This window comes from Granulicatella adiacens ATCC 49175, from assembly GCF_025150565.1.
Taxonomy (GTDB): Bacteria; Bacillota; Bacilli; order Lactobacillales; family Aerococcaceae; genus Granulicatella; species Granulicatella adiacens.
This window is the reverse complement of the sequence record NZ_CP102283.1, coordinates 1,866,230-1,886,556: the sequence shown is the minus strand read 5'-3', so window position 1 is coordinate 1,886,556 and position 20,327 is coordinate 1,866,230. Positions and strand designations below refer to the sequence as shown.

The 20,327-nt window shown below is 36.0% G+C and carries 21 protein-coding genes and 1 pseudogene; all 22 read left to right on the top strand.

Translation table 11 applies throughout. The annotated features are described in order from the left end of the window. The first annotated feature begins 43 nt into the window (after window positions 1-43). Window positions 44-340: a WXG100 family type VII secretion target gene (locus NQ540_RS09325; RefSeq protein WP_039849004.1), complete on the top strand. Its 297-nt coding sequence runs from the start codon at window positions 44-46 to the stop codon at window positions 338-340. A 76-nt stretch (window positions 341-416) separates the two neighbouring features. Next, on the top strand, window positions 417-3,650 hold the full coding sequence (gene esaA, locus NQ540_RS09320; RefSeq protein ID WP_005606493.1) for a type VII secretion protein EsaA: 3,234 nt from the start codon (window positions 417-419) through the stop codon (window positions 3,648-3,650). A 3-nt stretch (window positions 3,651-3,653) separates the two neighbouring features. Beyond that, entirely contained in the window at window positions 3,654-4,115 is a 462-nt protein-coding gene (locus NQ540_RS09315; protein WP_005606492.1) for a hypothetical protein, read from the top strand. Beyond that, a complete protein-coding gene (locus NQ540_RS09310; protein WP_005606491.1) occupies window positions 4,108-4,362 on the top strand; it encodes a protein EsaB in 255 nt (84 codons plus the stop codon). The genes NQ540_RS09315 and NQ540_RS09310 overlap by 8 nt, the downstream gene beginning before the upstream one ends. 17 nt (window positions 4,363-4,379) lie before the next feature. Further along, window positions 4,380-5,501 (top strand): type VII secretion protein EssB, encoded by a 1,122-nt coding sequence (gene essB, locus NQ540_RS09305; protein ID WP_005606489.1) that lies wholly within the window; start codon window positions 4,380-4,382, stop codon window positions 5,499-5,501. A gap of 14 nt (window positions 5,502-5,515) precedes the next feature. Next, entirely contained in the window at window positions 5,516-9,907 is a 4,392-nt protein-coding gene (gene essC, locus NQ540_RS09300) for a type VII secretion protein EssC (RefSeq protein WP_005606487.1), read from the top strand. A 13-nt stretch (window positions 9,908-9,920) separates the two neighbouring features. Continuing rightward, window positions 9,921-10,298, top strand: coding sequence for a hypothetical protein (locus NQ540_RS09295; RefSeq protein WP_005606486.1), 378 nt, complete (start codon window positions 9,921-9,923; stop codon window positions 10,296-10,298). A 92-nt stretch (window positions 10,299-10,390) separates the two neighbouring features. After that, a complete protein-coding gene (locus tag NQ540_RS09290) occupies window positions 10,391-12,688 on the top strand; it encodes an SA1320 family protein (RefSeq protein WP_156780440.1) in 2,298 nt (765 codons plus the stop codon). A 473-nt stretch (window positions 12,689-13,161) separates the two neighbouring features. After that, window positions 13,162-13,491: a DUF4176 domain-containing protein gene (locus NQ540_RS09285; RefSeq protein ID WP_005606483.1), complete on the top strand. Its 330-nt coding sequence runs from the start codon at window positions 13,162-13,164 to the stop codon at window positions 13,489-13,491. A 3-nt stretch (window positions 13,492-13,494) separates the two neighbouring features. Beyond that, window positions 13,495-13,917: a YwqH-like family protein gene (locus NQ540_RS09280; protein ID WP_005606481.1), complete on the top strand. Its 423-nt coding sequence runs from the start codon at window positions 13,495-13,497 to the stop codon at window positions 13,915-13,917. 9 nt (window positions 13,918-13,926) lie between these two features. Further along, entirely contained in the window at window positions 13,927-14,223 is a 297-nt protein-coding gene (locus NQ540_RS09275) for a TIGR04197 family type VII secretion effector (protein WP_005606480.1), read from the top strand. 3 nt (window positions 14,224-14,226) lie between these two features. Beyond that, a complete protein-coding gene (locus NQ540_RS09270; protein ID WP_005606479.1) occupies window positions 14,227-15,996 on the top strand; it encodes a T7SS effector LXG polymorphic toxin in 1,770 nt (589 codons plus the stop codon). 14 nt (window positions 15,997-16,010) lie between these two features. Further along, window positions 16,011-16,301, top strand: coding sequence for an ABC transporter (locus NQ540_RS09265; protein WP_223429359.1), 291 nt, complete (start codon window positions 16,011-16,013; stop codon window positions 16,299-16,301). Window positions 16,302-16,505: 204 nt separating this feature from the next. Next, window positions 16,506-16,892 carry a hypothetical protein gene (locus NQ540_RS09260; protein ID WP_005606474.1) on the top strand — a complete coding sequence of 129 codons (387 nt, stop codon included), beginning with the start codon at window positions 16,506-16,508 and terminating at the stop codon, window positions 16,890-16,892. 153 nt (window positions 16,893-17,045) lie between these two features. Next, a complete protein-coding gene (locus NQ540_RS09255) occupies window positions 17,046-17,459 on the top strand; it encodes a hypothetical protein (protein ID WP_005606473.1) in 414 nt (137 codons plus the stop codon). 74 nt (window positions 17,460-17,533) lie between these two features. Then, window positions 17,534-17,857, top strand: a complete 324-nt coding sequence (locus tag NQ540_RS09250; RefSeq protein WP_005606472.1) for an Imm59 family immunity protein — start codon at window positions 17,534-17,536, stop codon at window positions 17,855-17,857. A gap of 27 nt (window positions 17,858-17,884) precedes the next feature. Next, window positions 17,885-18,202, top strand: coding sequence for an Imm59 family immunity protein (locus NQ540_RS09245; protein ID WP_039848999.1), 318 nt, complete (start codon window positions 17,885-17,887; stop codon window positions 18,200-18,202). Window positions 18,203-18,265: 63 nt separating this feature from the next. Beyond that, on the top strand, window positions 18,266-18,595 hold the full coding sequence (locus tag NQ540_RS09240; protein WP_005606470.1) for an Imm59 family immunity protein: 330 nt from the start codon (window positions 18,266-18,268) through the stop codon (window positions 18,593-18,595). After that, window positions 18,543-18,839 (top strand): annotated as a pseudogene (locus NQ540_RS09235) (Imm59 family immunity protein); the annotation flags it as partial. The gene NQ540_RS09240 and the pseudogene NQ540_RS09235, both read left to right, overlap by 53 nt. Before the next feature lie 81 nt (window positions 18,840-18,920). Beyond that, window positions 18,921-19,331, top strand: a complete 411-nt coding sequence (locus NQ540_RS09735) for an Imm63 family immunity protein (RefSeq protein ID WP_039849057.1) — start codon at window positions 18,921-18,923, stop codon at window positions 19,329-19,331. 77 nt (window positions 19,332-19,408) lie between these two features. Beyond that, entirely contained in the window at window positions 19,409-19,738 is a 330-nt protein-coding gene (locus NQ540_RS09230; protein WP_005606468.1) for an Imm59 family immunity protein, read from the top strand. A gap of 112 nt (window positions 19,739-19,850) precedes the next feature. Then, window positions 19,851-20,225, top strand: a complete 375-nt coding sequence (locus tag NQ540_RS09225) for a hypothetical protein (RefSeq protein ID WP_005606467.1) — start codon at window positions 19,851-19,853, stop codon at window positions 20,223-20,225. The last annotated feature ends 102 nt before the right edge of the window (window positions 20,226-20,327 follow it).

Below are 20,327 nucleotides of genomic sequence, written 5' to 3'. Positions count from 1 at the left end.
CGACGTATAAATGTAACAAAAATTTAATTTTAAGGAGTTCAAGATTATGGGACAAATTAGAGTATCACCAGAAACGTTACAAACACGTGCACGTGAATATAATAAAGCTTCAAACGAAGTGAATAGCATCTTATCAAACTTAACTGGTTTACAACAAACATTGGCATCAGAATGGGAAGGTCAAGCTTTCCAAGGTTTTGATCGCCAATTCAATGAACTAAAACCAAAAGTAAGAGAATTTGCTGAATTATTAGAACAAATCAATTTACAATTAGTAAGTGCTGCTCGTGCGATGGAAGAACACGACCAAGCATTATCTCAAAAATTTGGCTTAAATTAATGGATAGACCATCTATCCTTGAAGGTGGGAGAAGATCCCACCTTTTTCTATTTAAAAAATAATAAGGGAGAAGATTATGAAACATAAAAAAGTGTTCCTATTTTCAGGGGTTCTTTTAGTATTAGTATTGTTATTAGCTCTAGCTGGGGTTGTAAAGCCACAAAACACTTCTAGAACATCATCCACTCAAGAACATTCATCTGCAAAAAATGATGTTTCGATAGCAATCGTTAATGAAGACAGTGGGACGACATACAATGGAGACCAAGTGTCGATGGCCAATGTTCTCATTGACTCATTTGCCAAAACAACTCCTTATAAAGTGGAAACTGTTTCTCGCTCAACAGCAGAAAAAGGATTAGAAAACGGTAATTACCAGGTCATGGTGATTATGCCAAGTCATTTTTCTCAAGACGCACTTTCTTTAGAAGAGACCGCACCAAAACGCGCATTGTTTCAATATAAAGTTAATGCGGATAAGCAAGTGTTAGTGAAGCAGGCAGAACAAGCAGTATCTGATTTGAAGCAAGCATTTAATCAGGATATGATTCGAATCTATTTTAGTAGTGTCATTGCTAATTTAAAGACTGCCCAGAATCAGGTAATGGGAGTTGTTAAAAATCAAGGAGATACAGTAAGTCAGTTCGAAGATACTCTTTTGAATCCTTTGACACAGTATTCTCAACAATTCACAGGATTATCCAATTCTTCGAAAAATGCAACAGAAGTAATGGAGAACTTTAATACTGTCATCCAAAATACGAATACTTCTTTTACACAAATTATTTCTGTTAATAAGACTTACGATGAAGAAATCGCTAGAATTAAGCAACTTCAAGATGCTTGGACACAGTCCGTTTTAAAACGTGAAAATGAATTAGCGGTATATGATAAAGGAATTTCTAGTTTGACAGTGAATGATCCTTTAAAGATTATGCAAGATATTAATTCCAAAGATTTACCAAGTTTGAATAATAGCCAAGATTTAACAAAGATTCTAGAAAATTCTAATCAGCTAAATCAACGCTTAAACGATTTTCTTACAGATATCAAAAAGAGAAATGAAGAAATTAGCACTTATTTATCAACTACTTACAAAGAAAAGATTAAACAAGCTGTAGCGGAATCGTTGTCAGATAATAGTAATCAAACGAAAAAGACATTAGGTTTAATGGTATCAGAGCTTCGTAACAATATTGACAAACAAGTCATTTCTAGTGCAAAGCAAATCTCACTTTACGATGATGCTACGATTGACCGGATGGCTTTACCAGAAGCAGATAAGCAATTTTTGAAAAATACTGTTCATTTTGTTCAAAAAGTCAATCCTAGTGCGACCGTTCAAACCAGTCGTAAGGATGAGTTTGTAAATACGAAACAGAATGAAATCAAGAATAAGCCAATCTCTGGAGCAATGACGATTAATGACATCGCTGGGAAAGTGAAAAAAATAGTATTTACTGTGGATAGTCACTATAACTTACAAAGCCTAACAATTGATGGGCAAAATGTTTCATTTACTCAGAATGGGGCATCCGTTGAGGTAACTTCAGGATTCAATCCATCTGCCAAACAATTAAGAGTTGCGTATGAGTTGAAACATAAAAACGAGTCGATTTCGGACGCAGGATGGTTCGCTCCAATTGCTTCGAATGTTAAAGTGATAACAGAAGAATCGATTGCTCACTTGAGTGATGCTCAAAAACAAGCATTGTTGAGCAATGTTTCTAAACTCAATGAAAGTATTAAACAATCCAATAAAGTTATTCAGGCTTTTAATACGTATCAAGAATCTGGAGCAGCAACTCCGCAAAAATTCAACTCATTAAATGCTTTAGATGAAAATAGTGTGACTGTAAATGCTAGCGAACAAGCCATTCAAAGAATCTATTCAGAGAGTGATACGAGAACAGTATTTACGGATTCTAAGCAGTTTTTAGGAGAGCTTTCTTCAGCTGTATTCAATGATGTGAAATCATACCTTGAGTTTGCTGGACAGGTGAAGGCAGTCTATGGGGTTGATTTATATTCCAATAGACAGGCAGATCCAAAACAACCAGCTTCGGATTCTTTATATGCACAGTTAGCGTTAGATAGACTGGATGAAGTGTTAGTTGATTTAGTAACGAATACTCTTACGAATGATGTAAAAGATAAATTAGTAATTCCGTCAGAATTTACAACGGAAACAAGTGCTTTATCAACAGATGTTCAGGCTTTAAAAAATAATATAGACGCCTATCAAAAATTAATGAGGGATGTCAACTCAGAATTAACAAAGGCTGTAGCACAAACTCAAAAAGTTAAAGAAACTCTTGAAAGTAAACCTATTTTTGTAGATTCTGAAAAACGAGATAACACGGATTTAACGAATGTGGGATTAGCGATTAACAAAGATTTAGCTACACTAATGCAGGCTAGTCGTTCGTTAATGGATAACACGAAGAATCATCAGCAAATTGCGACCACTATTCGTCAAGAATATAATCGATTAAATGAAGATGTGAAATCGCTAGAAAATAAAGGAACTGAGTATAAAAATTCCGTAGCAACAATGGATGAAGTGATGGCAAAAGAATATGAATCAAACAGTTCGTTCTTAAAAGAATTTACTCAAGTAATGTCAAATACTCAGTCAGGAAATACGGCTAATACGGTAGTATATGACTATTTGTCACATCCAGTAGATGGTTCAATAGCGGATGTTCGTTCTTCTAGCAATTCTCGTCAACAAACCGATAACAGAACAGGTGTATTAATGGTGCTGATTATTGCTGTAATGACCTTAGCGTTTGTATATATGTTACAACACGGTAATTGGCAAATTCTCGAAACCAACAAGTACCTATCAAATCAGCCTACAGTTAACTTCCTACCGTTAGCGTTGTTAGCGGGTATCGGAGCACTTATCGGACTATTTGTAAGTGTTGTGGTAGGGATGAAGTTGAACCTTCCAGCAGACCAATTATTTGTACTCTGCGGTGTGTCCCTTGTTATTGGTGTAAGTATCATATTTATGCATCATGCACTGATGACATGGTTAAAAGCTTATGGCTTATTAGTAAGTTTAGCTTTTGTTGTAATCTATGTAATTTCACTAGGGCAATTGTTTGATACGTACTATGGTAGTGTTTCGCCACTCTTAACGTATCTCACACCATTTATATCTGCAGAAGAAATGCTGCATACGGTTATTAATCAACAACCTACCTCATGGATTTCAGTTCTTATTATTTCTCTTGTTGGAATTCTAGGATTTGTAGGTAGTATGTTATTTTATAGAAAAAATAATCAAACAATAAAGGAGTAGACAATGAAATTAATCAGTCGAGTGCTATTGTTAACACTTGGCATGATAGTTGTCCTCACGGGCAAAGTTTGGGCAGAAACAGGGTCATTAAAAATTAATGTTGATGTACCTGTCACACCACAAGTAACAGAGAAGACATATTTTGAACAAGACGTTTTGTTAAAACAACTGTTTGATGCCTCTTTGTCTCAAATGATTTCAAAACAACAGGCAGAAGAGTCATTATCTGGAACAGAAGATAAGGCTCTTCTTTTTTTATCGACAAACCCACAAAAATTAAATCCAATAGATACTACTCAATTCTTTCTTACACAGAGCACAGCATCTCCTTCTAAAGGAGTGACATTACGGCCTCCTCAAAAAGAATCTCCGTGGTTTGTGATAGCGTTCATTGGTTTGGGATTTTTGGTTAGTGGTGTATCGGTTTATCAATTTTTGAAGAAAAGGAAAACTCATCATGCGTAATACCTATATTAATATCACATTAAATTTAGAAAAGTTTGCCTATGGGAAATATGATCTTCGAATCCCAGTAGGAATAAGTATGAAGGAATTATTAAATATTGTGAAGGATGCCTATCAGTTAGCGTTTGAGGTGAATACCCCCAGTGTCCGCATTCATGAAAAAGGAATCGTATTAACAGCTTTACAAAGAATTGAAGATGTGAACTATTTACATGACGGAATCCAACTGATTGTTGAAACATTATAGAAAGCGAGCGAACGAAATTGAAAACTCTTGAAGTAACGAAAGAAGAATTTAAAGGCAATATTGCATTGGCTTTAACATTATTAGAAGTGAGCATTCCAGAAGCAGTATCTCTACAAATTGAAGAAACAGAAAGCGCCTATCTGTTTCATGCTGAAACAGATACCGTTCAAGATTACGGTGTAGTATATCAGCTTCCTTTAGAAGAACAACTACGGTATCTAATGAATATTGGTCAATTGTATGAAGCACTAAAAACAAGTGCCTACACGTATTCTTTAACCCCTGATAATCTTGTGTTCACTCAAAATGGGATTGCGAAGCTCATTTTCCGTGGAGTCAAAGGTCAAGTTCCTCCCTATGAAGAAATAACGGAAGCAACTTTCTTAAAACATTATAAATCTATGATTATTTCTGTCTTAGATACAAAAGCAAAGTATGAAGAACTCGCACAAGGCAAACTCGAATTTTATAAAGGACATAAATTTACTGAGAGTATCCTCTCTGCAGAAACCATTGAGGAGGTTGTAAGTTTACTAAATGAGCACTTGGAGTATGAAAAGCAACGTGTGGCAAAAGAAATGGTGCGTGTCCCTCGTAAGAGATTATTCACATGGAAATTAACAGGGATTCTATTTGGGATATTATCGGTAATCTTTGCCAGTCTTTTAGGATATCACATGTTGGTGACTCAACCACAACAGCAAACGATTGCAAATGTACGCTTATCCTTCATCCAAAAAGACTATTCTAAGGTAGTATCTTCTGTTAAAAATATGGATAGTAAAAGCTTATCACCAGAAGACAAATATATCGTTGCGTACTCTGTAATAATGACCGAACCGTTAACGGACGCTCAAAAAACAACGCTAGGGAAAATTACGACTCAAACGAATGAAGACTATCTACGTTATTGGGTTCTTATCGGTCAGAATAAGATTGATGAAGCAATGGATATTGCGAGTTATTTAGATGATCCGCAATTATTAATGTACGGTTTAACGAAGAAAATCGATGATATCCAACGAGATCCAAGTTTAACTTCTGAAAAAAGAACGGAAGAAATTAATCGTTATAAAGGTAAGTTAGAAGAACTCAAGAAACAATATTTACCAGCGCAACAAAAAACGAAAGAAAATTAACACGGAGGAGTAAGATGATTTGTTTAATTAAACTAAAAGATACGATATATGACATTTCACAGGAAAGACCCTACCGTGTAGGTGCTTTTATGAATGATGATATTGTCATTAAAAATCCTTATGCAGATAAACTAACCGTCAAGAATGGACTAGTGACGTATAATCATGAAACGTATTCTTACGGGAAGCATGCAATTTCTTTGAGTGATGACATACATGCAGAATTATTTATGTTTGAATACACGTTACAAACATTAATGACGAACGTGCCTATTACGATTGGATCAGAGGCTATTCATACGGTTCGAATCGAGGAAAGTGATGAGTTATTAATCCGACAAATCCCTACTGGATACGAAGTTGTAACTTCAAAACCTATCTTCTTAAATGGACAAAAAGTGAACGCGTCCATTCATATGAGTGAAGGAGACAGTGTATTTTCATCAAGTGGGTATTTTGTCAAAATGGATGGACAACGTGTTCTCATAGCTAGTATTCATCCTATTGAATCAGAATTAATACAATTGGATTTTGAAGAGAACGGGGAAGATAAATTCAGTGATTTCCACCGGTCCCCTCGTTTCATTTTACGTGAGCCAGATGATGTGGTGAGCATCTTAGCGCCTCCAACTGAGGATAATATGCAGAAGCAATCGCTATTAAAATTAATTATCATGCCACTTGCGATGATTGGGCTTACGGTAGCAACGCATTTTCTTACAGGAAATGGCGGTATGATGATTATGATGATGGGAATGTCGGTGATTACTTTAATCACCTCAGTCCATAGTTTCTTCTCAGACAAAAAACAAAATAAACGTCTGAAAGCGAAAAAGATGGAAAACTATAAAGCGTATTTGAATGAGAAATATAAAGAGCTTTATGACTTATCTAAAGAGCAGGAAGAAGCGTTGAATTATCATTATCCAAGTATGGAGCAGGTCATGGAAATGGCCAAAAATACCGATAGACGTCTCTATGAAAAGACACCTCATCACTTTGATTTTCTAACGTACCGTCTAGGGACAGGACGAATCATTCCAAGTTTTAAAGTCGATTATAAAAAATCTGAGTTAACAGAATACAATGAAGCCATCAGTGAACAAGTAACGGAATTAGTGGCTCATTATCAATTCTTAGAAAATCTACCCATTACCAATGATTTGTTATCGGCTCCTACAGGGTATATCGGCTCTCGTCGAACAGTCATTGAGCAAGTGCAACAAGCGATGATGCAATTGGCTACTTTCCATAGTTACCATGATGTACAATTTGTTCCAGTGTTTCGTGAAGAGGAACTCCCATTGTGGGAATGGAGTCGTTGGTTACCGCATATGAAACTTCAGCAGTTCAATTGCCGTAGTTTTGTATATCATCAACGCAGTCGTGATCAATTGTTAACGTCTCTCTATCAAATGATCAAAGAACGCAAACAAGCGGCTGAACAAGCAGGAAGTAACAAACAACTCACCTTTACTCCTCATTACGTATTCGTGATTACTGATTTGTCTCTGATGCTAGACCATAATATTATGGAGTTTATCAATGAAGATTTATCACACCTTGGAATTAGCTATCTTTTTGTAGAAGATGTGATTGAAAGCCTACCAGAACATGTAAACACTGTTGTGGATTTCAAAGGAAATCGTCAAGGAACATTACGCCTCCATAATGGCGAATATATGGATAAACCATTTGTGACTTTTGAGAAGCTATCCACTGAAGCTAAAGAACAATTTGCAAGAGACTTGGCTCAAGTAACGCATGTTCAAACATTACGAAACGCGATTCCAGATAGTGTCACATTCCTAGAGATGTATGGTGTCGATTCTGTAGAAGCATTAGATATGAACCATCGTTGGGCAACGAATGATACGTACCAAACGATGGCAGTACCATTAGGGCTACGTGGCCGTGATGAATTATTAATGTTGAATTTACATGAAAAAGCGCATGGACCTCACGGGCTAATGGCAGGGACAACAGGTTCCGGGAAATCTGAAACCATACAGTCGTATATTGCTTCGTTAGCGGTGAATTTCCATCCATATGAAGTGGCGTTTCTGTTGATTGACTACAAAGGTGGGGGGATGGCGAACCTGTTTGCAGACCTACCGCACTTAGTTGGAGCGATTACCAATCTAGATGTCGCACAAGCCAATCGTGCCCTAGTGTCTATTCAAGCAGAATTGAAGAAACGTCAACGATTATTTGCAGAATATGATGTAAACCATATTCATCAGTACATGAAATTATTTAAAGAGGGTGTAGCCACTGAGCCAATGCCTCATTTATTCTTGATTTCCGATGAGTTTGCAGAATTGAAAACGAACCAACCGGACTTCATGAAAGAGTTAGTATCTGCAGCGCGTATCGGACGTTCGCTCGGAATTCACTTAATCTTAGCGACTCAAAAACCAAGCGGAGTTGTGGATGACCAAATCTGGTCTAACTCGAAGTTTAAAATTGCCTTGAAAGTACAAGATGTGGCTGATTCGCGTGAAATTATTAAAACGCCAGATGCTGCAGAAATTACACAGACGGGTCGTGGATACTTACAAGTTGGGAATAATGAAATCTATGAATTATTCCAAAGTGCATGGAGTGGAGCCGATTATGAACCAGAAGCGGTACGTTCCACACATCGAGATACGACAGTGTATGCCATTAAAGATAATGGCCAGTATGAAGCAATCAATAAAGACTTAAGTGGATTAGATGATAGTGGCAACCAGAAACGATTACCAACGCAACTCGATGCGGTCGTTCAAGAAGCAAAGCGTGTATTCGAATCGCTACACCTTCCAAAAGTGGCAAGTCCTTGGCTTCCACCGTTAAAAGAGAGAATAGCAGCGGAAGATATCCAAGATATTCAATTTAAACATTATTGGGGAGCCGATAAACACCCTGAGTTTTTATTGGGATATCAAGATATTCCAGAACAACAAGCGCAATTACCGCTGACCGTTGATTTCAACGATTGTGGCCATATTCTGGTTGTTGGAAGCCCAGGTTATGGGAAATCTACCTTTATCCAAAATGCATTGATTGATGTAATGCGTAAAACAACGCCAGAGCAATCGCATATCTATTTATATGATTTCGGAACGAGTGGATTAATTTCTTTAGTAGATTTTCCACATGTGGCAGACTACTTTACAGCAGATGATAATGAGAAAGTGATGAAGTCATTACGACGTCTTCAAAAAGAAGTGAAGTTACGAAAGGCAGCTCTTAGTGAAGCACGTTCAAGTAATATGCAACAATACAACAGAGATGCCGCAACACCATTCCCTTCACTATTTATTGCAATCGATAGTTTTGATGGAGTGAGTGACGCTACTTTCAGCGAAGCCTTTAACGAAACCGTTAATATTCTAGCGCGTGAGGGAGCCTCTCTAGGAATCTATCTCATCACAACGATGTCTCGTTTCAATGCTATGCGTGTTCAATTACAAGCAAACTTTAAAACAAAAATTGCGCTTTACTTATTCGAACAGAGCGATGTTACAAGTATTGTTGGTCGTACAGACCAAGTGCTTTTGGATATCCGTGGGCGCGGATTAATGAAGCAAGATACAGTCGTTTCATTCCAAGTGTGTGTGCCGTATGCTGTGGAAGATAATTCATCCATGATTCAGCAAGTGAAAGCAGAAGTGCAAGAAATGTCACATTATTGGACAGGTGCATTACCACAGCCAATTCCAATGTTGCCAGAAGTGGTGACACCAGAAATGGTGGAAGCTCAAGTAGACCGAGCAGAACGAAACCATCAAATATTACTCGGGTTAACGAGAGAAATGGTCGAAGTGGCTGCATTTACATTAGATAAAGCCATCTCCTTAGTTAGCGATAATGTTCGAAGTGTTACTCAGTTCTACAAAGTATTAGCTTACCAGTTGAAACAATATACGACTCCTGTTCAAGTTGTGATTGTGGATCCATTAGGATTAGTACCATTAGATCAATTTAAGGAAGCGCATCGTTTCAGTGATACACTGAGCGCTAAAGAAGGAATGAATATCATCTTAGACAACTTGAAGGAACGGATGACGCAACCTGGCGAGTATACGCAATCACTCATTATCATTCCAGACATCCAAACCCTTGGACAAAGTCTCAACATTACAGAAAATCAGTTCAAAGAGCTTCTGTTAGAAGGGCCTAAGTACGGCATTACACCAGTATTTGTGGGGAACTATAAAGACTTAATGACGAATTACTCTACGCTTGTCACCTTACACAGACAATTGGCGACACAGGTGTTCATGGGAATGCGTATCAGCGACCAAGAATATGTTCGCTTCCCGTATATCTCAAACGAAAAATCTCCACGTCCAAACGAAGGCTATATTGTTGATGCAGAAGGTTATGAATTTGTACAATTAATGAGTATAGAAGAATAAAGGAGGCGGAAGGATGAAGAAGGTATTAAAGTTAGTTGCTATTTTGTTTAGTACATTTCTAATTGTTGGTTGTTCAAAACCTAAGATTACGAAAGAACAACAAGATAATATTGCTACTCGAATTTATAGAAACTACGATATCCAAGAAATCGAGTTCTTGAGTTTTACAAAAAATGAGAGCACAGGTAGTTATCGTTTGAAAATAAAGATTAATAATGATGAGAATATTGTAACATCGTTTCTAATAGAAAAGTTAGACTTTCTCGATAAGAGTGAAGGGGAACTAGTGTTAGGACCTATTCAAAAGCTTGGTCAGTTAAAAAGAACAGAATATTATACTGGAAATGTTGATATATCTAATATAAATGTTAAATACTTAGGTGAACAATAATGTTAACGGAAAAACAAAATAGATTTATTTCAGATATAGTTTATGAGCTTGATTATCTTAAAAACGGGAAGAACGAGGATCTTAATCCAGGAATGATACGCCCTTTCAATGTCGAGGATAAAAGTGTAGGTAGTTATAAAATATTAAAAATCGAAGATAACCAAGAAAATGGGATGCAGGCGATGGCGGTCGCACCCATTGGGGCTGATGGAAAACCAGATTATTCTCAAATAACCATCACGTATGCGGGAACTAATGCTGATGATATTAGAGATAAAGTAACTGATTTAAAGATGATAGGTTATGGTAATACCGATAGGATGGCTTATATAGATTCAAATCATAGAGGTAGAGTGGTTGAAATGCAATCAGCCGCTGCTCTTCGTTTTGCAGAAGAGGTTCGTAAGCAATTTCGTAATTCACAAATTGCTACAACAGGTCACTCACTAGGAGAAGCTTTAGCAATCTATGTCGCATTAAAAAACGGATGGGACAATATGGGCTCTCATGGTCCAGATATCCATAATATGATAAGTCCTGAAGAACTCGCGTATATGAGAGCTCATCCAGAACAATTTAAGAACTACCGAGGCAACTATGATTATATCGGTGGGATTACGGGAAATGCGACAGTTACGGGGATACATCTGGACTATGGATTTGATTCGTATACACATAATTTAACGTATTGGCAATTCGATCAGTTTCAACAAATCGTTTATGGTAATGGAGATGTTGTCTGGGGGTCTGCAAAGAAAGATATTGACATTGATGGAGATGGCATAGTCGATTTTCATGTTAAAGGAATTGATCCTAAACCCAGGGATTTACTAAGCACGGATGAAAACTGGATTAGTAGCGGAGATAAGATTCAAGTAAATCCAGAATTATTACGTATTCTAAAAACAAATATAACTAATCGGCTAGAAGATATGGCTTATATCGTGAAGATTCTAGAGGCAAGTAGAAATAAGAACGATAAGATAGGAAAAAATTTTAACGAACGAAAAGAAGAAATTTCCGAATCTATTAAATCAGTTTTTAAAGAAGCTGGGCTTCCATATGTATTGTTTAAACTTCATGATACAGTTGGAGTTGTCATGAAAAACCGTCAAATTTTGAATGATGCTACGTACACAGCAAAACTAGATAAAACGAGATTTTATTCTAATCAAGAAGCGCTTGTAAACGGCTTGCCAATTCAGTATGGACGATACAATACAGATTTGTACAGGTTGAAGTTATCTTGTGGGGAGTTGGCGAAGAAAATTCATCATGAGAGAATTGAGGGAGTTTCCTCTATCGCAGGTGATAGCACGCCAACTTTGATGAAATCCTGGGAAGTAATTGAAGAAGAAACTAAAAAATTACTCAAAGATAGTGTAACGATTTTTGAAGGAGAAGGTCTTCGCGAAGGGAAGCTCGATGGAATCAGGGAATCATTAACAGTTGTGTTAGAAGTCATTTCTAAGAATACTACTGAAATCACATTAGAGATTATGAATATAATTGAATTCGTCAATGGTGTAGCAGAGAATTTTGAACAAATTGATAAGTGGTTAGGTCAACATCTAGAAGAGGGAAGTGTTTCTCCTAGATTAGGAATAGGAACAGTTCCAGCTAACTATAAGGCATATCTTGAGCGACATGGAATTTTTGATGATGTAAAAGATGTGCTCCAAGCTTTTGATAAACAAGTAGAAAAGCGCAGTTCAGAATATGCGAAGAAAGTTGAAAATGCATATAGCAATTCACTAAATAAACTCATAAGTGGACTCCAAGCGATTATGTCGGAAAAGAGTAGATTGAAGGAATTAGTGACTAAGATTAGTTCTGATTTTACCGAGAGTATATTTGTTCGAGAAATTAAAGATAATTACAATCTGTTAGGTGATTTGACGGTAAAACCAAGTGCTTCTCCTGAGACTTATTGGGGAAAATTAGAACAACTGTATCCAGCTAGAACAAAAGAGAGTGTTCAAGGACTACAATCACATATCATTCCTGCGATGGAGCGTATAGAACACGTTATCTGGCAAATTCGAGATGTTAAAAATTCGATGGCGCTTCTTGAACCTCAATTGAAACCCATTATTGAAGAGGGTGTTTACCGTGCCTTTGATTTGGATGAGATTGTGAAAGGTCAGAAGCTGGTGGCTGCTATTGCGAATAGACTTGGGCAAGAGTTAAATCATGTGATTCAAGTGATGGAGGCAGAGGGGATGCAAGCTAGTGCAATTTCTACATTGAAAGCGAAACTATCCCAAACACATCAACTGATTAGATACTATGTACGATTTGTGAATGACTGTTTCGGAGATAATGAATATAGTGAATACGTAGCCTCAAGCGCGGGTCCAAATACTGAAGCGACTTTTACTTTAAATTAGCAAAACTAATTACGAGGAAGGAATTAAGCGATATGTTTAATTCCTTCTTTTTTTTATTTATCAAGAGCTGATTAGAACCGTAACGATAGCTTTTATTTGGTTTTGGAATTAACCAAAAATGCAAATGTATCATTTTTGATACAAAAATTGTAATTAAAAACTTTTTTAAGATAAAGTGCTTTTTATAGAGATTTATTAGGGGGCAAAAAGCGGTAGTCTTATTAAGTATATAATTAAACAAAATCAGTCAATTGAGGAAGAACTATATTAATACGATTTACAACAAATATATGATGTTATACTTAAGTATATTGTAAATCTAAGAGATAAGATTATTTCAATGAATTATTTTTGTGTATTTTGAGAATTATAGCAGGGAATACGGATGAATTAGTGAATGTGCTTATGCTATAATAAAGAAAATTATGCAAAGTAATAATAAAAAAGTTTGTTATATTCAGGGAGGTTAAAGAATGTCAGAAGTTAAAATGTTACCGTTAGGAAGTATCGTGATTCTCAAGGGGAATACGAAAAAAATGATGATTATTGCTCGTGTCATCGGCCTTCCTGTAAAAGGGGAAGTATATCGTTTTGATTACGGTGCTTGCTTGTATCCAGAAGGAATGGTTGGAGATAGCTTAATTTATTTCAATCAAGAGGATATTCTTAAAGTAGTTCAAGAAGGATACACCGATGATGATAATGAAATCATGTTAGAGAATATCGAAGTGATGTTGCAAGAAACAGATATTCCAAAAGGAAATGTTTCAGAATTAAAAGAATCTAACGGCATTGGAGGATAATTTATGGGGAAAATTGACTACCGCGAAATTGAGGACCTTCAAGGCCAAGTCAGCTCCCATTATAATAGTATATCCGAAGCCTCGGCGACGATTAGTGCTATTGATGCCAAGTTAGCAAAACTCCGTTCGGCAAAGAAGTCAGTAGGAAATATCCAAAGTGAAATTCATGAGATTAAGATTTCAGTTATGGGTAAAGATGACCAACCGGAATGGAAAGGGCAACGAAAAGAGAACTTTGTGCACCAATGGGAGGATTTCAGGCAGGATTTTAGTGCTTACCAAAGAGAATTGGATGCATTTTACGATTCTATTTGCGATGAAATTACGCGGTTAGAAAATCAAAAAATTAATCAACAAAGTCTGATCGGTTGGTTCCAAGCGCAGATTAATACGATTGGAAATTATATTGAAAAACTATTGCATTAGGGAGGAAAAATGATGTACGGAACGATTCAACTATCTCAAGTTGTATTTGGGATGCATGTGAGTAGTCTCTCGGGTGCGAAGAATAGTTTAATGAGTGTCCAAAAACCTAAGATTGAGAAGACGTCAACTTCACAAGTGTTAAATCTGTATCAGGAGCAGTTTGACCAGTTATATCAATTGGTGTCGACTTATGGTGCGTTGCTAGAAGCAGACATAACACAGGTAGCAGAAACTGGAAAAGAGTTAGATAAAACAGATCAATTATTAGGTCATACTTTATTTTCAGGGTTGAAATTAGGAGGATGATAAATGAGTTATCACGTAAAATTTAACGATATTACCTCCATGCATGGCCAAACGAATCAAACCATCCAACAATGGGGCGCGTCAATAACAAACTTAAGCAAAGCGGTTGAAGGATTTGCGGGGAATAGTAGTCTCCAGGGGAAAGCGATGACGAGTGCGCAAACCTATATGAGAGAAGTTCATGGAACACTTCTTCAAACTTTTCTCCAACTAATGAATGACTATTCTACGAGTTTGTTACTGTATAAAGATGGCTATTATCAAATCGACACTCATAACCATGCGGAATTGCCAGAGAATATCTATAAGGGGCTTCATTCAGACCTAGGAAAGTCTAAGCAGCGATTCGAACACCAGTTGGAGCAGTTAACAGCTGCCAAACTGAGAGTCGCAGGGTTAGTGAATTACCAAGGAACTAGTCATACAAAGACGAAATTCACATATGAGAAGCTGATGAAAGATATTAAGCATCTAGACGAATCCATTACGCAGTATGAAGAGATGCATGCTCGCCAAGATTTGCAGGCGTTTAAGGAATTACTAGATGCAACGAAAAGCTTGTTAGCGGAACATTCTAGTAGAAATCGTAGTCTTGAAAGTTATCAATCGGGTGCCTTTGGAAAACTACCCTCTGTCCAACGGTTTATGGTAGCCTATGAACAAGTGACAGCCCAACTAAATGATCGTATGGGCATTATTCAAGCAGCTCTTGAACGTGATCAAGTGCGCATGGAGGCACTTCATGCCGAAGAACGAACCAAGCAAGGGCTTATGAATCTCGTCTTTGGCGTTTTAACGATCATTGCGGGTGCGAGTGCTCTAGTAATGTCGGGTGGGACTATGTTGCCAATTGTAACCTCAGCTTTTAAGTATGGAGCAATGGCTTTGTCCATGTATGGGGCTTCAAATTCTATCGAAGCTGGACAGAATATTTATTATGGATTGTCTGGCGACGGAAAATCCGTTGCGGTAAATCCGATTCGAGATACACTTTTTTTAGGAAATGGTGAGTTATACCACAGTTTGGGGCAAATTTTCAGTCTTACAACAGGGGTGTTCATACCAATTGCGCAGACAAAAAGTATTGCCCAAGGAATCTCTCAGTTCTTCTGGGGGACAGTCGGAAGTATAGCAACGGGTCAAGCAGCCTATCATGGTACAAAGCTTCTCGGTGGAAGCGAAGAAACCGCACAACTGATGAACTTATTGGGGAACTTTGTTGGAGGATACGCAGTCTCTAAAGCCGTTAAGAACTTTAGTTTGAATGGAAAGACTGTGCCAAAAGTTGAAATAGTTGAATTTGAAAAAAAATTTCAGTCAAAATATGTAGATATAGATGGATATGAATATAATTCCTTTACAAACCCTGGCCCTTTATCAGAGTTAAAAACAACGCCAAATAGAAATTTTTACGGGGGGAGATATAATAAGATTGAATTCTTAGAAGACACTATATTGTATAGAGCCGGAAATAATCAAAATGCTTTAGGGCAATGGTTTACTAAAGATGCACCTGTGTCTAGGGCGCAGGTTAGGATTGATACGGCTGTGAAAGATATATGGCTCAAAAGAGATGGTTCCTACAGCGGGCAATCCGCCATTGATAAAGTTTATAAAATTTTGATTCCTAAAGGAACAATAGGTTTTGAGGGACCCGTGGGGAATCAAGGAGGAGTCTATCAAGGGGGGCTTAGTAAACAGCAAATATTTATTAATACGCCGTGGAAAATAGATGGTGTGAAAGTTTTAGATTCATGGATAATTACTCATTAAGGAGGAGAAATATTTTGAAAAATGTTAAGAATGCAATTGACAACTTATTACTAATAATTAAAAAATATCAATTGGGAGATATTAGACCTCAGGTGGAAACTTTGAAGTATTTAAGAGAAATTTTAAATAATGACGAAATACAAAGTACAAGAGAAAAGTTGAACCTATATAAATCTTTGTTTCCACCACATGGTGGCCTGTCAGATCTTTACTATTGGCATAATGATTTTCAGATAAGAAAGAAAGTGAATGATGATATATCTATTTTGGAGGAAATAATTGCTGATTATTTATTGGAACGATAAATAATTAAGATAAGAGATAGAATAAAAATAAATTTAGCTGTTTTCACTCTCACATCAGATGTATTGCTAGCAATTGTACAGATAGAATGTATTGCCCAAGGATTAAGGCAATTTACATGAAGATTTGTCGGAGGTGTAGCAACTGGTCAAGCAGCCTATCACGGAACAAAACTTCTCGGTGGAAACGAAGACACCGCACAGTTGATGAACTTATTAGGGAACTTTGTAGGTGGATACGCAGTTTCTAAAGCCGTTAAGAACTTTAGTTTGAATGGAAAGACTGTGCCAAAACTTTCAATAACCGAGAGGCAAGTTCAAGATCCTGAGTTGATGAAATCACCAATAAAAACGGTTTATGATGTAGTTGATGTCCCAAATAATCACATGTTTGGGATAAAATCTAAAACATATGGTTATTATGTAGGATTAATTGGTTTTCTAATTAATTTAAATAGTTATGGAATCTCTCTTTATAAAAAACGGTGTGGATATAGTGATATAACAGATTGGGACAGCTACTTAAAAGAGATCATGGCAGAGATTGAATTGCGTATCCTGGATGAGTATTTGAAAGCAAAGGGATGGCTGTAGAGATTAAAATACAATAATTGATGATACCACTGGGTTACCAGTGGTATTTTTGTGTATTAATTTTGAAAAAATACCGAATTTATTTTCATGAATATGGTATGATAAAAGTGCAGAAAAGTTAAATCTTATAACGAAAAAGGTAGGGGTGGGGAAATGAAGAAAAAACTAGCAATCATAGGAACCGTTACGCTGTTAGGTGTAGGCGCAGTAGTGTTAAGTAATCAAGAGTGGCGTACGAATACAATCTTTGCGACCGCAAAAGATAAGCAGTTAGCATGGTTGAAGGAACGTGAAAAACAAATCGTAGCATGGGTACAGGTGAAACATCCCAAAATTAAGTCTATACAATTTGATTGGAACACAATGACAGTTGAGCCTATTAGCAATGGAGTATCTACTGTAGGTTATAATTTATCAGTGGAAGGAAAGTTTAATGAGGATTCAAAAACAGTCATTTTTATCGATTTTAACTTAACCAAATCTGACGATATTCCAAGTATGTCTAAGATTAGAATGAATCAACCACCTAGTATAGAGAAGAGCAAAGGTTTATATATATATGAGTAATTCGAAATGGTTTAACAATAAAAGGTAGGGATGGCTGTAGAGTAGGGTGTGACTCTTAAAGGAGAAAAGTAACGATGGATCATAGAGAACAACAATTGGAACTTTTATCAGAGATTAAAGAACGGGGTCTTGAAAGCCTATCTTATGTGTTGTTTGATGAACATAGTAGTCAGCCGTATGCTTTTCATCTCTTTTATGACAACAATAAATACAAGATTAATACGCGGGATGAAAGGTCATATGTCATAGGGAATACCGTTGAATTTGATTCTTTTTCAAATGCAAAACAATATTTTATAGATAAGTTAGAAAGATTTGTTGAAGTGACTTTAAAAGGAAGAAAGTTAGGTTTCAAACCACCGTATCCTTCACCACTATGGGATACGCCGGAACAATAATTGTCGCTAACAAAAAGAGGAATAGAGATGGATATGGATATTTTAAAGCAGGAAATAGAAATATTAATTAGAAAGAATAACTTTCAAACGTTGAGATATGAGTTGTTTAATGAGCAGAGCAATCTTCCATGGGCGACACATCTATTTTATAGGGATAACAAGTTTATGATAAATAATAGAGATGAACGCTCATATGTTGTTGGAGTAACTTGGGAATACGATACTATTAATGAAGCTATAGACAAATTCATGAGTATACTAAAACAAACAATTGACGCTGAACATTTAGCATCAGAACTAGGATTTTCTCATCCATATTCGTCACCACTTTGGGAGGAGGATTAAAAATGATGTATCCCGCAGGACAAAGAGGACTGCAAAGTTAGGGTTCTTGAGAGAGGTAAAATAATGGTAAATTTAGATAAAGAGAAACAAGAACTAATAGAAGAAATTAAATTATTGGGATATGAAAGTTTGAGATATTGTATTTTCAATGATCATAGACCAGGTGAATGGGAAGTTCGAATTGAGTTTGATTCTACTAGTGAACATTATTTTGTTTACGCTACAATGGATCGAGCAAGTTATAACAAAAAATTGGAATTTGATAATTTTGAGGATGCAAAAAATAAATTTATAGAAAAACTAGACCTCACTGTGAAAATAAATAGAGCTGCTATAAAAAATGGAGAAGTTCCTGAATACTCCTCTCCATTATGGGAGAAAATCGATGATTGATATTGAGAACATGAAATATATAGTTGAACAAGAAATAAATAAACGTCATTTCGAGAGCTTACATTACGTTTTATTCGACGAAAACAAACGATTACCATGGGCATTTCACTTATTCTATAGAGATGGTAAATTTATGATTAATGGTCGAGATGATAGATCATATGTTATGGGGAATACGATAGAGTTTACTAGTTTTGAAGATGCAAAAATAGCTTTTTTGGAAAAATTAGAACATTTTATAAAATCTAATCAATTCAGAGTAAAGATAGGGAAAACCCCGGATTATTCCTCCCCCCTCTGGGATGAAAAAGAGGATCACCAGAAGATGAGAGACGAAACCGAGGTAAAAATAATGCAGTTAAAGCAAGAATTAATGGAATTACTATTAAAAATAGGGGAGACAAATCTTAATCAGTCGGATTTATTTACAGAAGAAAAACCATCTCTATTCTTACCGGAAGGGCGTACTATTTATTTAGAGGGCGATTATTACTACATTGTTGGTGTCGAACGTGGCAAAATAAATTCTGAGATAAAATTTGATAATAAGGAAGATATTCTTTATTATCTTTTGCAATCATATGTTACTAGAATTGCATCAAAAAATGCATGGACTAATGCTAATGGAGATTTTGACCGTTATAATACCCTTTTTCAAGAAGAACAAATTCGCTTATTTAGTATAATTAATCCTAAGTATGGAGAGAGAAGAAGGAAGGAAATAGACATAATTTAAATTGAAAGGAAAAATAAAGAATTTTAGAGTATATAAAAGTAGGAAATGTTGGAGATGTTCTACGTGGGGATAAAATAATGAGTAATTTAGAATTACAGAAAAAGGATCTTCTAAAGGAAATTGAGAAATTAGGTTACTCAAGTTTAAGATATTCAATATTTTCAGAGGAAAAACCTGGAGAATGGGAAGTCGTCATTGGATATAATCAAGTAGAAAATTTATATTTTGTATACGGAACAATGGATAGAGGAAGTGTTAATGGAAAGCATGTTTATCATACATTCCAAGAAGCAAAAACAAAATTTTTAGATTTTTTAGCAGATATAGTTATTATTAATCGATACTATGTCAAGGAAGGAATGCCGGTTAACTATCTATCCCCCCTCTGGGATGATGTCACAGATTAACAAATAACTCCTTCCTTTTATGATGGAATAAATATTGAAATCATTTTAAATTCTGAGGGGAAATTATTACTGCTTATCCACAAAAATAGAATAAATTTAAAGGTACTTATAAATGAAACGAAACTATATTGTAAAAGTAACTAAAAATAGTCAGAAATTTTTGCTAGTAAAATTCGATAGCTCTAGTTGTCAATCTCTATCAAGTTTTTTAAATTCTGAAGTCCATAATTTTTATCTGGATGTTCGAGAAGCTTTGGAGAATGTAATTTCTGGGAATATGGAAGAATATGCTTTTGATGGTAATTTGTTAGGGATCGAAATTGGAAAAGAAATAACAGAAGTTTACTTTCAATTTGAGGAAGAAATATTAGGCGTTCCATGCTTTATTCCTACAAATGAACTTTATAAATTGGTTTTAGAGTGGAAAGAAATGGAAGAAAAAATGCACAGAGGGGAAGATATTTTTCCGCTAATGATAGAGGATTGAAGATGAATAAACAGATTGATGTATTTAGACTCTGAGAAAAAGATTATTTCAGCACATCCTAGCAAATAATAGATAAAACATTGAATTATAAGATGGGAAAGG